Source organism: Lacrimispora brassicae, from assembly GCF_054772055.1.
In genome coordinates this window covers 1-15474 of record NZ_BRYH01000006.1, presented here as the reverse complement: position 1 = coordinate 15474, position 15474 = coordinate 1, and the positions used below count along the sequence as shown (strand labels likewise).

The window sequence follows — 15474 nt, the reverse complement described above, 5'->3', positions numbered from 1 at the left end:
ATCCTTTTTATTAATAATCAGACTCATTCATACGGAACAATTTATTAATTGCAAAAACAGCAAAGATTCCTAAGATAATCAATAAAACCCCCATCATATTGGCATATCCATAATTATTGTCTGTCAAAGAGGTTTTATATAGATATAAAGGCAGGTTAAGGGTAGTATCGCCAGGTCCGCCGTTGGTAGTCAGATAAATTAATTCAAATTCTCTTAACATACTGGTTGCTGATATAATGACACAAGTTCCAAGAATTGTCCGTACCAGTGGCAGCCTTATTTTAAAATCAATTTGTAAACCGGAGGCCCCATCTATTCTCGCCGCCTCCATTACTTCATCAGGAACAGACATGACACCTGCCAGAACAAGTATCATAACCAGACCTGCATATAACAACCAGCTCCAGGTCACGGTAAGAAAAGCTGAGTTCTGATCAAAATACCAGTTTTTAGAAAACTCATTACCGGTTAAAGTACTGATTATGGAATTAAGCAGTCCATATTTGGGGTTAAATACATTTAAAAAGATAACGCCTAAGGCTGCTGCTGATATAACATTGGGTATCATGAATATAGTTCTAAGGATCTTCCAGCCTTTTCTTTTACGGGATAGTATTAATGCAGTAATGGTACCTATTCCTACGTGGATCATTGATTGGAGCAAAGCCCATATTCCAGTATTTTTTAATGCCTGATGCATTCTTGTATCATTTACAAAGGCCTCAATATAGTTATGAAGACCAACAAAATGAAAAACTCCACCTGATTTCCACTCAAAGAATGAGGTTACAAATACAATTCCCATTGGTATTAGATAAATTAAAACAAACAGCAGGATACAAGGTAATAAGAAACATACCATCATTCTTTTTTTAACTCGCAATTTCCGTCACCTCTATTCTTCTTTCCCCTGCCGGTAAAGGCAGAGGAAAGAGTTGATATTGTCAATTAATTTTTCTCTGCTGTTTTGGTTAAAGCGGCTGCAAATTCTTCCGGAGTTATTTGTCCTTGGGCAAGCAGCGGATATTGAATGCTTATCTCATCAACCACGTTGGCATACCATAAACTTTGAAAATCGTTAATATTTCTGGCTGCCTGGTTACTATTTTCTACAACATCATTTATAAGTGGATAAATGTTATCGGAAGTTACATTAACATCAGCCGGAATTTCTCCTGTCATTTTCAACATTTTTTGCTGGCTGTCCGCAGAGGTCATAAATTTAACAAATTCAAGAGTAGCTTTTAATTGTTCTTCTGATTTAGATGCAATATTAAAACCAATCTTTCCACTGTTATACATAACATTTCCCGGGAACATTGCTGTTCCAATCTTGTCCGCAAAACCTTCTTCTACCATGGAAGTATCATAAAAATCACTAACCATCCAAGGTCCATTTGCTATAATTGCTGTCTGTTCCATAAAGAAATTACTTGCACCATTCTCATATTTTCCGCCAATTGCATCCTGAGTCGTATATTTCTGAAACAATTTTTGAATCATTCCGGCTGCATTTATAAATTCCTGGGTATTATAATTTTTAGGAAGTGACGTATTCATAAACGTTTCGCCTTCGTCATCAGAAGCAATCATAGCACCCAGCAATAATGACGTCAGCCAGCCTGAATCTGCAGTATCCATTGATACTGGCGTAATACCTGCTGCCAATAATTTGTCACACTGCTCAAAGAATTCATCCCAGGTTTTTGCCGGTTCTTTGATTCCTGCTTTTTCAAAAAGATCTTTGTTATAGAAATATCCAATCACCTGTCTGGAATACGGAATACCATAGATTTTTCCGTCTCTTGAATTTACATCCCAGCATACTTCACTGATCGATTTTTTCCATTGATCGTCCACAAAAGGCGTCAAGTCAACCAACTGATCTTTCATAGAATCGATTAGGTTGTAACCTCCTGCACTGATTGCATCCGGTAAGGATTTGGAGGAGTATAAAACTTTTAATTTATCCACATAAGCCTGATCACCGGCAATCTCTTCTACTACAACCTTATATTTATCCGAATATTGTTCATTAAATGCGCTTAAACGATCATTAAACCATTCTGTACTTGTACTGACTCCAACCCAGGAGGTAGGAAAATTAATTTCAATTATCTTACCAGATTCATTACCGCCATCCGATACTTGTGTATTGCCGGTATCAGATTTGTTTCCGGTTTCTTTGTTTTTTGCCCCACACCCTGACAACATGCCTATAGCCATAACCCCTGCTAATAGTACCCCTACTACTTTCCTAAAACCTTTTTTCATAATAAATCCCCTTTCATTAATACATTATATTTGAGACACCCTCGTGCCAAAGCACCATTAACTTTTATGATTTTACTTTTATAAGCAGCGATATCACTAAATTAAAGTGTTTTTTCAGCCTAACCTTTAATTGAACCGGCTACCATACTATCTGTAACTTGTTCCTGCAGCAGAGTATAAATTAATATACTTGGAATGATCACCATGGCTAACGCTGCAAACATTGCCGTATAATTAAATGAAAACTGAGACGTAAAATAATTGAGTGCTAATGGTAATGTTCTTGCCAATGTACTTTTTGTTAAAATTAATGCGAACATGAATTCATTCCATGAAGTTAAGAATTGGAGTATTGCTGCAGTTGCCAACCCCGATTTAGCAATTGGAAATACAATTAAAAAATAAGTTTTCGCAAAACCCGCTCCGTCTAAATAAGCTGCTTCTTCCAATTCTACCGGTATGCTCTGAAAATAACTCTTTATAATAAACAGCGAGGAGGGAAGCCCCAATGCTGCGTATACAATGATCAGTCCTGTTTTCGTATCATACAGACCAATCTTTGTCATAATAATATAGATTGGCATTAATAAAGAGGAAGTAGGTATTAATAACGAGGAGGAAAGTAATAATGTTAAAAATGTTTTCCCTTTAAACCGGCATCTTGCCAAAATATAGGCTGCCATTGATACTACAAGAATATTTAGAATTGTACTGGCCATGGAAATCAATAAACTGTTATTATAAAACTTAAAGATAGGAGCCAGTTTAAGTGCTGCTTCATAACCTGCCAAACTAAAATTTGAAGGTAATGCGAATGCAGATGATAAAATTTCTTTGTTCGTCTTAAATGAAGACATTATGATCCATAATAATGGTCCAATAGAGATAAACACAAAGAATATCAGGTAAATCTGTCTTAATATATCAGATACTAATGTCCCTATTCTTTTATTTTTCATATATATTTACTCCCTTATTCACAGCGCAGGTGTCACGCTTTACAATCTTATATGGCAATGTAATCTCTACTTTATCGTTTGCACTGTCTAAATCCTGAAAGGCCTCTAAGGTTCTCGTAACAAATTCTTTGATTGGCTGATGTATCGTGGTTAGCCTTGGTATGAATCTGCTTGCCAGGGCAATATCATCAAATCCCAAAACCGATACATCTTCCGGTACCTTAAGCCCAAAATCATGCAAAGCAGATATTCCTCCCATTGCCATCTCATCACTAAAAGCAAAAATAGCTGTAAAGTCTGTTTTCTTGTCTAAGAATTGTTTTGTTAACCGATAACCAGTTTCATAAGTAACAGTACCGCATCCTAACATTTCATTTTCATTTAAATTAACTCCTATCTCATCAAGTGCACGTTTACAACCAGTAAACCGCTGAAAAGAAGATCCGATATTTTTCAAAAAGTCTGATAGAATTATTATCTTTTCATGCCCCAGACTAATTAAATATTTAGTTCCTTCATAAGCGGCTGCAATATCATTGATATGCACCATTTCTGACCTGCTATCAAAAGATCCTCCGGCAAACATCACAGTTTTAATTTTCTTGGAAGAGATGTAGTTAATAATATCCCGGTCAATGAATTCATCAAAATATATCACGCCTACAATGTTCATTTCCTTAAAGAATATCTTATAATGTTCACTGTCCGGTATGGTTGGTATAAATACAATTCTGTAATTATATTTTGGAATCTCTTCTATCAATTCCTTTAACACTTCTCCATAAAATCCCAGTTGTAAATTAGGAATCAAAACTGCTATAACGCCATTATTTTTGCACTTCTTAAATCTTGGTGTATACCCTAACTCTTTCGAAGCATTTTCAATCTTTCTGGCCGCATCTTTACTCACAACACCACTGCCGGAAAAATATCTTGAAACAGTAGCCGGAGAAACACATGCAACTTTTGCAATATCTCTAATTGTAAATGGCAATACTTTCACCTCTTTCAATTTGTTTCAGAAACAATAATTGTATATAATTACTATATTTTTCATCTTTAATCTAAAATTTATATCATAATTAATAATTTTATCATAATGTAATAAAATATCTTTGTCAATATAGTTATAAGTTTTACATCTGTTTCATGATTGTTTCATTTGTTTCATAGATTTTTTGATATAAAATATTCAAAAGAGGGGCCACAACGGCATACACTTTATTATTAATGAAGCTAGGGAGGCTGAGAGAGCGGATTGTTCCAATATATTCACTCTGCTCATCTATACCTTTTTGACAGAGCTCATAATAATCCTCCAAATACAAAACGGGAAAAATATCTGAATCAGCATCAGATCTCTACAAGATCATTTCATGAAAGAGCACATCATTGTTTTTTCTGTGCTGTTGAATGAGTATCTCTGCCTCCTTGATCAAATTTACCTGATTGGTTTTTATGTTCCGCTTACTTGCACAATTACTTCCCTTTACTATCGCTTTCTTTTAGAACTGTCATGCCTAATTCCTCTGAACGAGGGTATTTGAATCATAAGAGGTCAATTTCTTGTTTTTTATCATTCATCACCATAATTTCCCCCTTTTCATAAAACAAAAAACCGGAGAACAAAAGTGCATTTTTGCACTCCGATTCTCCAGTTTATCAGTTGGTTTCTTAATATTATTTAAAATCAGTATTTCCGGTTACAACGACAATACTGATTTTGATAAAAGGTTAACCTCTCATATTAAAATTGACATTCTATCGTCTTCATTATTTCACAAAATCCATTTCTTTCATAAAATCTTATTCCGTCAATATTCTATGGAAATACCTGAGTTCTTATAAAATCAACGCCTCTTTTTTTTCCATATCTTTTACTTGCATTCATGAGAAGTGTTCCAATACCTCTATTGCGTTCATTAATGGCAACATCTAAATCCTGAATATAAACTAATAATTGAAGTTTTAGGCAACTAACAGACTTCCGCTCAAGTTTCATAAATCAGAACATGTGAAAAACCTACTATTTTACCGTCATCATCAGCTACTATTATGTCTTGCTTTTCCTTATCAAATATATTAGTTAAAAAAGTATCATCTCTCTATCCAATAACAAAATCTTCAGGTTGATACTTAACACTATCTTGTTCTAATTCCTCATATAAGACTCTTAACTGTTGTATATCATTTATATCTGCGATTCTAATTAACATTCTTATCCTTCCTACAAATTTCTGTTTCTATAATTATATCTAAACAAGAAAGAAAAATATATTACTGTATATTTATTATTAAAATATACAGTGCCAATGACCTGTCCTTCGGCCTTTTTGCTTTCAGACGATAAACACCAACTATCTAATTATACTTGTTTGCAGAAAATCTAAGCATATATACAATAGCATTATGCTTGCAAGGCAGAAATGGACACTGCACATTGCAGTCCATTGTAACACCAATATCCACGGACGGGATGTCTGACAATAGCTTGGAATACTACATTTCAACACATATAGAAGTAATCGGCAGTCTATTGCCTTACTATATTCTTTAATACCCTCGGATATCATGTTGTGCTACAGCGTCGTAGTAGCCTCCGATGATGTAATACCCTTTTGCCTCACTCATGCCGTTAAAATGCCTGAATTCAATAAAATCGTGGGGCACCGGATATTGTAAGGTCAAATCCTCTGGCACGAGCCAAAACATCGGTTTATAAGCAACATAAGGGATAGCCGTTTTCTCATACCAGTGAAATAGCCCTGCCATCAAAAATCTGATGCAGAATCTCAGTCACCGCGTCGCTGCCTGCTGTTTCTCTAGTGAAACTCCCCTGTGATCCTCGGTCAGCGGCTCCATCTGGTTGATGACAAGGGCGTTGAGCTTTTTTCAATCGCCCACTCTGCGGTATGCCAATGGATCCCTGTTTCCCATGTCGCCCGTATGATTATACCGCTACCTTAACAGTAAAGCATGTTCCTTCGTTTGGTTTGCTTTTTACAGATATACTGCCTCCGAAAATATCCACTACCTTTTTTGCAAGCGCCAATCCCAATCCATTTCCTTCGGTGGAGTGCGAACGGTCCCCCTGATAGAACTTATCAAAGACATGAGCCGCTGTTTCCTCGTCCATACCGCAGCCGGTATCGCTGATTATCACCACCGCGAAACCATCCTCGTCCTTAAGTGAAATGGCGATTTGCCCGCCTTCGTTGGTGAATTTAATGGCATTGGAGATCAGATTATTCCAGACAAGCTCAAGCAGGGATCTATCATAACACACCGTAACCTCGTTAATATCATCACCTATCAGCGTAATATTTTTCTTACTCCAAAGTTCTTCATATGATAAAGCGCATTCACGAAGCTGTTCATCAAGCGAATACGGTTCAGACGCAGGAAAGATCTCCTGGTTTTCTAATTTATTCAGCTTCAGGATATTGGTGATTAAATCTGACAACCTCTTTGACGCCTCGACAATGGTCTTACTGTAATCGTGCCGTTCCTCCGGTGATAGGGAATCATCCTGCATAGCTGTGGCATAGCTTTGAATCACGGACAGAGGCGATTTAATTTCGTGGGACACATTGGCAATAAAATCCGTTTTTAGGGTTTCAATCGTGGCAAGTTCCTCCGTCATCGTATTGAAATCTTCCACAAGAACTTCAATCTCATCCTTTTTCCCATCTTTCCGAAACGGCCGCAACCTGATAGTAAAATCGCCGCCAGCTACCTGCCTTGCTGCTTCGGCTATCTTCCGCATCGGTCTGCCATACATAGATCTTCTTGCAAAACTGAGCAATGCAGCAACAATAACGGTTGAAAACAGCACGTTTCCAAGCAGCATATAACCAATAGCGGCATCTTCAATATTACTTCTGTGCATGGAATAGACAGTATTATAGCTTGCGTTTATGCTCATTACAATAAAAAGAAGAAGAAAAAACTGCTTTGCTGAGAAGAATCCGACATTGATACGTTTGTCTTCCTTCTTCATTTGATCACCACCTTGTATCCAAAACCACGGAGGGTCACGATTTCAAAATCCTTGCAACCGGAAAATTTTTCACGCAGTTTTGTAATGTAGACATCTACTGTCCGTAACCCGGATTCACTTTCCAGTCCCCAAAACTCATCAATGAGCTGGCTGCGGGTAAAGGTCTTTTTCGGATATGACAGCATCTTGTAGAGAATATTAAACTCCCTGACGGACAGAGGTATTTCTTCACCACTCAATGTTGCAGACATCTCATCTTCGTTCATAACAAGGCTTCCTACTGTTACCTTTCTCTCATTGGCGATATTCGCCCGGCGCAAAATCGCACCAACACGCAAGACAATCTCATCCATATCAATTGGCTTAACCATATAATCGTCAATTCCTATACGAAACCCTTTTTGCTTTGAAGAGATATCATCCAGCGAAGTCATAAACAATATAGGAATTATCCTATTTTGATCGCGTATTGTTTGGGCAAATTCAAACCCGTCAATTCCCGGCATCATTATGTCGGAGATAATCATATCAAACCTTGAAGTGTAAAGCAGATCATAGGCTTCAGTAGGATTTTTACAGCCAACGGTATGGTAATTGTTTTTGTTCAAATACGAACAGACTATTTGATTCAGTTTTAAATCATCTTCAACAACCAGTATATTTATCATAGTATCAACTCCTGATTCGACCATTAAGGCATAGTGTTTTTATTATAAGTCACCATTGTTAAAGTTGTGTTAAAGTCCACAGCAATTTTTGTAGACGATGGTATTATACTACGTTGGCCCTGCTTTATCAATAATTCGAGTATTGATGTTTTATTTACTCATAGCGCAATGCCTCAATAGGATCAAGCGAAGATGCTTTGTTAGCGGGATAATATCCAAAAAACACGCCAATCAATGCCGAAAACATAAAAGCTACAATGATAATCAAAGGAGAAGGAAATGTGGGGAATCCAAGAATAACGGAACCTAAATAACCCAGACCCAATCCGATAGCAATTCCGAGAAAGCCCCCTAAACAGCAGATAATAATGGCCTCCACAATAAATTGTATCCGTATGGCAGAGCTTCTGGCTCCCAATGCTTTCCTGGTTCCGATCTCCCTAGTTCTTTCCGTTACGGATACCAGCATGATATTCATTACGCCAACACCGCCAACAACCAGGGAAATAGCGGCTATGACCGCTACCGCCAAAGAAAGGACGTTCATAATGGAGGTAGCGGATGACATTACACTTTCCATGCTTCTGGCGCTGACTTCATAAAAAGGGTTATTCGCATAGTAAATATTGAAGAAATCCTCCGTTTGTTTTGACATTTTTTCCGTATCAACGCCTGTTTTAGCCATAACGGTCAGGCTTTGATAGCCCTGGCCGGATGCAGTTAGCACCGAGCAGGTGGAAAGCGGGATATACAAGTTGGTCCTGATGTCTTGCTCAGATACATCGCCTCCCATAGCCATGAAAGCGGATTCTTCATATTTGTAAACGCCTATAATTGTAAAGACCTGAAAATTATTACCGAAAGATACTCTGATTTCTTTGCCAATCGGATTTGAACCTTTATCAAGCATATTTCCTACTAGCTTATCTGAAACCACAGCTGTATATCGGTTGGATTTAACATCCGATTCTCTGATAAAACGCCCGGATATCATTTCCAGGTTGTTGGCCTGGCTGTATCCGTCATTGACACCCTGCAAAGAAACATTGGCATACTTCCGGCCTTTCTGTGCTTTTCCAGAACCTCCAGGCTTGGATAAGCTGATGGCCTGAACTTGATTTGCATAGATCTTTGTGTATTTTTCCAGCATTTCATCGCTGATTAAATCAGATTCAGAAAAGGTTGTATTGCTTGAGTCGGAATCCTTGTTTTGAAGCCGCACAGTTATGTTGTTTGCTCCCATCCCCTGCATGGAGTCTGAAACAAACGCTGTCAGAGCATCACCCACCGTCATAATTGCGATAACCGAGCTTATGCCGATGATTATGCCCAACATGGTAAGGAGCGCTCGCATTTTATTAGCTTTAAGTCCTTCAAGAGCCAGTTGTATATTTTCCTTTAAATACATAAAATCACGCTCCCTTCGACTTACTTGGGATTCTTTCGGCCACAATTTTTCCGTCAATGATGGTCAGCACCCTGTCTGTTTCTTCTGCAAGCTCATCGTTGTGGGTAATCAAAACAATCGTTTTGCCTTCCAGCTTGTGGAGTTTATGAAACAAGTCCATTACAGTACGGCCTGTTTGAGAGTCCAGTGCGCCGGTTGGTTCATCAGCCAGAATAATGGCTGGGTCGTTTGCCATGGCTCTGGCAATTGCCACTCTTTGTTTCTGTCCGCCAGAGAGTTCGTTTGGCTGATGATATAAACGTTCACCCATTCCTACGAGTTCTAAAAGCTCCTTGGCCCGCCTGGTTCTTTCTAAAGCAGGGAAGCCGGCGTACAACATGGGTAATTCGACGTTCCGAAGCGCCGAGCTTCTTGGAATGAGATTAAATGTCTGAAATACAAACCCTATTTTTGCGTTACGAATATCGGAAAGGATATTATTGGTCATAGTACTCGTATCTTCATTATCCAGATAATATGTTCCAACCGTAGGTCGGTCAAGCGCTCCTATTATGTTCATTAAAGTGGATTTTCCGGAACCGGATTGCCCAACGATCGATACAAATTCTCCTTTGCCTACGGTGATATTAATACCGTTCAATATCCGAAGCTCGTTTGGCGTACCAATGTAAAAGCTTTTCTCAATGCCTTTCATTTCAATAACGTATTGACTGCTGTTCATATCTGTTCCTCCTGTCCCAATTTGATTGTCATGCCATTTTGTATGACGGAGGCTTCTTTCAGTATCTTCATACCATCCACTAACTCATCACCTGTAATTTCAACATAAAAGTCCGTTTCCATTCCTGTGCTTACGGTTATTGCATGAGCCAGATATTTACCATCTTTCTCCTGGGCCGCATAAATTACAGTCTCCCCATTTTCCGCAGTTGTGAGAGCATCGTACGACACGCAATATACATTCTCTTTTTTATCCGTAATTACGCTCAAATCAGCGTTTGCACCGATTCTCAGATCTGAGGTTTCGCTCGTGACTGCCACTTTAGCGAAAAATTCCACATCCGAAGAGACGAGAGTATCGCCACTTGTGTTTTTCACAGCGGTGGGATTGATTTCTGCAATGATGCCTCTATACTCACTATCTCCCGTATAATCTGTTTTGATGTCAACATTAATCCCAGGAGCCACTCTCCCAATATCGTATTCTCTGAATTGTGTGGAAATTTCCAATTGATCCGTATCTTCAATGACAAACAACAATCCAGAACCTGATGCCCCTTCCACAGCGTAGACGGCTGTTATGGTGCCAGAGATGGGGGCTATGATGGAAGCATCCTCAATCTGCTTCTCCAGCTTTTGAATATCAATGGCTTTTTGCTCCAACTCTTTGCCAGCAGCTGTTTTCGCCTCCTCCAATGCTCTCAGTGCATCCTGGTATTTATTCTGAACTTGCATATAAGCCGTTTTCGCCTGATCCAGTTCACTTTTGGACATATCCCCGGCTTCATACAGGACCTTGGTATTGTTATAGTCCGTAGACTTTGTGTCCAAATCCAGTTTAGCACTGTTGATATTGCTTTGGTTGTCCTGCTGCCCTTTGATTCCACTTTGCTGTGCGGCGGTAAATTCTACTTTTTGCTGTTCGAGGCTCAGTCCCAGATCTTCTGTGTCAAGCTGACATAGAAGATCCCCTGCAGATACTTTGTCGCCAACCTTTATATAAACAGTTTTTATTATTGCAGTTGCAGTGGAATATACCTTTCTTTTTTCTTGGCTTTCCACAATGCCTTTAGCACTAATACTATTGATTAAATCGGTTTTATAAAGCTCCGTGTAATCCATGGTAACAGCTTTATCTCCCCTTGACAAAAAGAATATGGCCACAATGGCCACTATCACAACAACGCTTGCAATTCCTGCAATGATATGTACCTTTTTCTTGTTCATTCTACTCACTCCATTTTTTAATTTTTCTACTATCTTATGGAACCCATTATAATGTGCAAATATATGGCAACTATTAAACGACTGTTAAAGTAATGTTAAAGCGATAACTGGTTATGTAAATGTGTGTACATGGCTGCAAGCGGAGTTTCCCGACGAACTTGATTCATTCTAAGCACATCAACAAGGAGTAAGCGCAACATAATCTACCGTCGTGCTAATTGATTTTTTTGCTGTAAAATTAGGACAGTTGGAGTAATTCACTCTAAGTTCTGTTCTTGGACAACAAAGGTTGTAGCATTTCACTGCTATTTTACTTCAAACTTTTGTATCATTTTACTCCATATTTTCTTGGAGGATCTTAAAATATGACAAAAGCTCAAAAAGATGAATACTGGATGGACTGCATACAGCAGTGCCGCGTCAGCGGCTTATCTGATTACGCCTGGTGCAACCAGAATGGTATACCTACCAGCTCTTTTTATTACAATATAAAGCGGCTGAGGAAGAAAGCCTCTATGATTCCTGCCTCTGTTCCTAAAGTTGTAGAGAAAACAGAAATTGTACCAATTCACTACAACGAACTACAAGAAACAAAAGTAGTTCTTCCTAAAAAACAAACGGATTCTATTGCAATCCGTCTGGAAACTGCATGATATCTTCTGTCTTAACCCCAAGCTGTCCTGCTGCTTCTGCAACGGCTGCAATATCATTTGCTGATGAGGCCGTCGATTGGGACAGCCTAAGAATCCCCTGTCTGATACTTTCCAATTGCTGCTCTGTACCATTAACCGTTTTAGTCACACCGGCAAATGCAGATTCAAAATCGATTGCTGATTTCACTGCCGATGTTCCAAGCGCAGTCACCGTTGCCGTGACCGGAAGGAATTTTTTACCCACGGATTTAATGGAGGCTCCCACAGATTGCAGCTTCTCTCCGGTTGCTCCGATTTTCTGCAATGCGACTGCTGACTGTGCAGCCTGTCTTTCTAAATCCCTTAGATTCTGTTCTGTCTCAATGATTTCCCTTTGCAGGGCATCATACTGGTCTCTGGTAATCTCACCACGCTCAAATTGCTGCTGTACCTGTTGTTGAGCCGTTTTTAACGCTTCCAGTTTATCTTTTGTTTCTCCGATAGCATCCTTCAAAAGTCTCTGCTTCTGTGCCATCAGTTCGGTATTGTGAGGATCCAATTTCAGGAGTTTTTCTACATCCTTTAATTGTGACTGGGTGTTACGGATTTCAGTGTTGACACTTCTTAATGCCGTTGTAAGTTTGGTGGTATCTCCGCCGATCTCCACCGTAATCCCCTGTATGCGGTTGGCCATATACGATACCCCTCCTCAATTTGGGACATAAAAAAAGAGCCTGAAAAGGCCCAAATATATGCAAAAGGCATCTATCATTAAAGACAGATGCCAAACTTATTTTTTATTTTGTAATTTTGCTCCCGGTGGGTGCAAAATTCTATTTGTTAATTCTGCTTTCAATATCTTCGATTGCTGGCAGACTTTCTTTTAACTCATCCGAAATTTTATTGGAGAGTTTATACTCACTGATACCCATGGGTTTATTTACATCCTTCAGTGCATATTCTGCAACCAATTTATCTTTTCCCTTGCAAAGAAGCAATCCAATCGTTGGATTATCGTGTTCCGCTCTCAATTCACCATCAATTGCTGATAAATAAAATGATAGCTTTCCTGCGAATTCCGGCTCAAATTCGACTGTCTTTAACTCTACAACAAAATAGCAATGAAGTTTCACATTATAAAATAAAAGGTCAATAAAAAAATCTTTACTCCCAACTGTGATTGGGTATTGTTGTCCCATAAAGGCAAATCCAGAACCAAACTCCAATAGGAGCTTCGTAATTTGCTGAACCAAAGCATTTTCCAATTCTGTTTCCTTCAATTTCTTTGCCGCCGGAATAAAATCAAATATATAAGGGTCTTTGATGATTTCCTCGGCCTGCTCACCCAATGGTTCCATTAGCCGTTCTTTAAAATTGGTTGCCTTATCTGCCAATGCCTGTCTTTTATATAAGCTGCTTTCAATTTGATGAACTAATACCGTACTCGACCAACCATGTTCAATGCATTGTTTGGTATACCACAAATGTTCCTCTAAATTATCAGTTTTATCAATCAGCCGCTTAATCGCTTTCCAACTAATTTTTGCACCCACCTGGTGCAAAATTTCCTCTGATGGAATTCGAAGTGCAAACTGCTTCATATAATTCAGATTGCGGACAGAGTATCCTTCCGCATTAGGATACTCCATCATCAAGTCTTTCGAGAGATTCTCAACAAACCTGACTCCCCACTGACTATATTCAACAATCACTTTACCAATTCTCCAATATAAAATATTTCTTTCTACATTTGCAGTAGTCATCACTTTATATTGTGCTTCAACAATTCTTTCCTTGACTTTTTCAAGAACATTGAAGTAATCACTCATTACGATTTCAATTTTTTTTGCCACATTACCCTCCATAACCAACCAAGCTTAACCTCTTGTTACTTGTTGCAAGTATAGCAAAAAAAGAGCACTTTATCAACGTATTTCAGAATCTGTTCATATCCTCTTGTGAAGCCAATACAGCATATTTACACTCATCATTCCTGCTCTCAGCATATGGACCCTTTGCTCGGTAGATTTCTATTATTCAGTTACAAATTCTTCTTTGTTTTTCACTTTCGGGACAGTACAGTTCCGGTAACGGACCTGTATAATATTCCTGCAATGGGGGCATTTCAGTTCCACCCAGATATCCCCTTTGGCTGATGAACAGATATCGAATGCCCGTTTCCGGCATAGGGGACAATTAATTTTTTGTTTCATGTTGGAATAACTCCTTCCTGTCAATTGGTTAGTTGACACAAAGCATAAAAAAATAAGATGTTTGATTGTCAACTATGTATCTGACACACTTCCTTTAAGATTGGCACTCTATCACTCACAGAGTGCCTGAAATCCACTAGTATATGTTATATATTTCTCTTTAGTAATAATTTCCTCACCCTCAATGCATCTGTTAAAACCCAACTGCGATAGACGGATGTTAGCGGATACGGATGATACCTGAAATGTCTCAGCAAGTACATTTGCTAAATCAGTTCTGTTAAGTTGGCCACTACCTAACAAATCTGAGGCAACATCAATAAATGGTGTCTTGGGCATTAATATCGCAGCACTGAAATATTTTGCCTGATGCTCCAGCCAATCTATATCAGAAATCAGTTGCCGCCGGCCGGATGGCTCCATGGCTCCTTCAATATCTGTTTTTTTACAGCCTGTGATACCTGGTAGTGATTTTATATCTTGACCGTTATGACGGCTGGCATGTGTATAGTAATCGGAATGAAATATCCAATGTCCGCATTCATGACCAATTGTAGACCGGAGCCGGTACTCCTTCCAATTTTCCAATACAGTATTATCAATCATCATAGTCCCTCGTTCCACATACAGATAATCTGCACACTTTTCTTTCGGAAGATAAACAGGAACTCTTTCGGTATCCTGAAATACCATCCTGCCTAAAATTAGTCCGCAATGGGAAAGGTAAGTGTAGTCCACAGTTAAATCCAGATATATTTCAGCAAATGCTTCAATGTTCACTGGCTGGGGATTCTTTAATACAGTAGGGTTATAGTCTTTCAAAAACTGTTCCGCATGGCTGTCAATTTCGGCATTGCTCATGATGGGAACCCCATTTCTTCTTTTTCTTAACTTAGGCTGATACATGACCATTTCACCCTTTCCTTGCTTTTAATTCATCCAGCAGGACTTGCCACTCTTTTTCTCCGGCTCCGGTTTCCATTGATAACCGCAATGCTTCTATTACATAGCTATTGCAAAGCATATAATCGGCACAGTCCTGCGGTGTTGCAATATCACCTGACGACCGTGACTCTGCTGCCATGTCATAAAGGTTATGGGTTTCATTATCGTCCAAAAGTAAAAAACAAGCTAATGATTTCAGCCTTTCCGCAGTAAAGGTACTGCTTCTTCCTTTTTCTACCTCACTATAATATTGTGGAGATACTTTTATGGCTTTTGCTGTTTCCCGCAGAGATTTTCCTTTGCTCTTTCGGAGCGTCTCTACATATTTTCCAAATTTTAATCTATGGTCTGTATTCATGACATTTCTCCCTATAAATAATTTTATATGGTAAGCATTATCATGAATCCAAACATTTATTCGTCAACTT

General features: G+C 38.7%; 16 protein-coding genes. 1 reads left to right on the top strand and 15 read right to left on the bottom strand.

Going from position 1 to position 15474, the window contains the following annotated elements:
• Positions 1 to 10 precede the first annotated feature (10 nt).
• The 10 genes from ACYVD3_RS03120 to ACYVD3_RS03075 form a co-directional block, all read right to left on the bottom strand.
• Positions 11 to 883, bottom strand: a complete 873-nt coding sequence (locus tag ACYVD3_RS03120) for a carbohydrate ABC transporter permease (RefSeq protein WP_460641054.1) — start codon at positions 881 to 883, stop codon at positions 11 to 13.
• A gap of 65 nt (positions 884 to 948) precedes the next feature.
• Positions 949 to 2274: an ABC transporter substrate-binding protein gene (locus ACYVD3_RS03115; protein WP_460641053.1), complete on the bottom strand. Its 1326-nt coding sequence runs from the start codon at positions 2272 to 2274 to the stop codon at positions 949 to 951.
• 119 nt (positions 2275 to 2393) lie between these two features.
• Positions 2394 to 3233 (bottom strand): carbohydrate ABC transporter permease, encoded by an 840-nt coding sequence (locus tag ACYVD3_RS03110; RefSeq protein WP_460641052.1) that lies wholly within the window; start codon positions 3231 to 3233, stop codon positions 2394 to 2396.
• Positions 3223 to 4227, bottom strand: a complete 1005-nt coding sequence (locus ACYVD3_RS03105) for a LacI family DNA-binding transcriptional regulator (protein ID WP_460641051.1) — start codon at positions 4225 to 4227, stop codon at positions 3223 to 3225. Before ACYVD3_RS03105 ends, ACYVD3_RS03110 begins: the two co-directional genes overlap by 11 nt.
• An 828-nt stretch (positions 4228 to 5055) precedes the next feature.
• Positions 5056 to 5235: a GNAT family N-acetyltransferase gene (locus ACYVD3_RS03100; RefSeq protein WP_460641050.1), complete on the bottom strand. Its 180-nt coding sequence runs from the start codon at positions 5233 to 5235 to the stop codon at positions 5056 to 5058.
• A gap of 948 nt (positions 5236 to 6183) precedes the next feature.
• Positions 6184 to 7233, bottom strand: a complete 1050-nt coding sequence (locus ACYVD3_RS03095) for a HAMP domain-containing sensor histidine kinase (RefSeq protein WP_460641049.1) — start codon at positions 7231 to 7233, stop codon at positions 6184 to 6186.
• Positions 7230 to 7901: a response regulator transcription factor gene (locus ACYVD3_RS03090; RefSeq protein ID WP_460641048.1), complete on the bottom strand. Its 672-nt coding sequence runs from the start codon at positions 7899 to 7901 to the stop codon at positions 7230 to 7232. The genes ACYVD3_RS03095 and ACYVD3_RS03090 overlap by 4 nt, the downstream gene beginning before the upstream one ends.
• A 154-nt stretch (positions 7902 to 8055) precedes the next feature.
• The gene (locus ACYVD3_RS03085; protein WP_460641047.1) at positions 8056 to 9309 is read right to left on the bottom strand and encodes an ABC transporter permease; all 1254 of its coding nucleotides are present in this window, start codon (positions 9307 to 9309) and stop codon (positions 8056 to 8058) included.
• 4 nt (positions 9310 to 9313) lie between these two features.
• A complete protein-coding gene (locus ACYVD3_RS03080) occupies positions 9314 to 10030 on the bottom strand; it encodes an ABC transporter ATP-binding protein (RefSeq protein ID WP_460641046.1) in 717 nt (238 codons plus the stop codon).
• The gene (locus ACYVD3_RS03075) at positions 10027 to 11256 is read right to left on the bottom strand and encodes an efflux RND transporter periplasmic adaptor subunit (RefSeq protein WP_460641045.1); all 1230 of its coding nucleotides are present in this window, start codon (positions 11254 to 11256) and stop codon (positions 10027 to 10029) included. Before ACYVD3_RS03075 ends, ACYVD3_RS03080 begins: the two co-directional genes overlap by 4 nt.
• Before the next feature lie 365 nt (positions 11257 to 11621).
• Here ACYVD3_RS03075 and tnpA point away from each other — a divergent pair, with 365 nt between their 5' ends.
• Positions 11622 to 11909 carry an IS66 family insertion sequence element accessory protein TnpA gene (tnpA, locus tag ACYVD3_RS03070; protein WP_460641044.1) on the top strand — a complete coding sequence of 96 codons (288 nt, stop codon included), beginning with the start codon at positions 11622 to 11624 and terminating at the stop codon, positions 11907 to 11909.
• Here the strand turns inward: tnpA and ACYVD3_RS03065 are convergent.
• The 5 genes from ACYVD3_RS03065 to ACYVD3_RS03045 form a co-directional block, all read right to left on the bottom strand.
• Positions 11881 to 12582 (bottom strand): phage tail tape measure protein, encoded by a 702-nt coding sequence (locus tag ACYVD3_RS03065; RefSeq protein ID WP_460641043.1) that lies wholly within the window; start codon positions 12580 to 12582, stop codon positions 11881 to 11883. The two genes, tnpA and ACYVD3_RS03065, sit on opposite strands and share 29 nt — an antisense overlap.
• A gap of 139 nt (positions 12583 to 12721) precedes the next feature.
• On the bottom strand, positions 12722 to 13741 hold the full coding sequence (locus ACYVD3_RS03060) for a PDDEXK nuclease domain-containing protein (protein ID WP_460641042.1): 1020 nt from the start codon (positions 13739 to 13741) through the stop codon (positions 12722 to 12724).
• A 180-nt stretch (positions 13742 to 13921) separates the two neighbouring features.
• Positions 13922 to 14101, bottom strand: a complete 180-nt coding sequence (locus ACYVD3_RS03055; protein ID WP_460641041.1) for a hypothetical protein — start codon at positions 14099 to 14101, stop codon at positions 13922 to 13924.
• A gap of 111 nt (positions 14102 to 14212) precedes the next feature.
• Entirely contained in the window at positions 14213 to 15007 is a 795-nt protein-coding gene (locus ACYVD3_RS03050) for an ImmA/IrrE family metallo-endopeptidase (RefSeq protein WP_460641040.1), read from the bottom strand.
• 7 nt (positions 15008 to 15014) lie between these two features.
• Positions 15015 to 15404 (bottom strand): helix-turn-helix domain-containing protein, encoded by a 390-nt coding sequence (locus ACYVD3_RS03045; protein WP_460641039.1) that lies wholly within the window; start codon positions 15402 to 15404, stop codon positions 15015 to 15017.
• Positions 15405 to 15474: the final 70 nt, after the last annotated feature.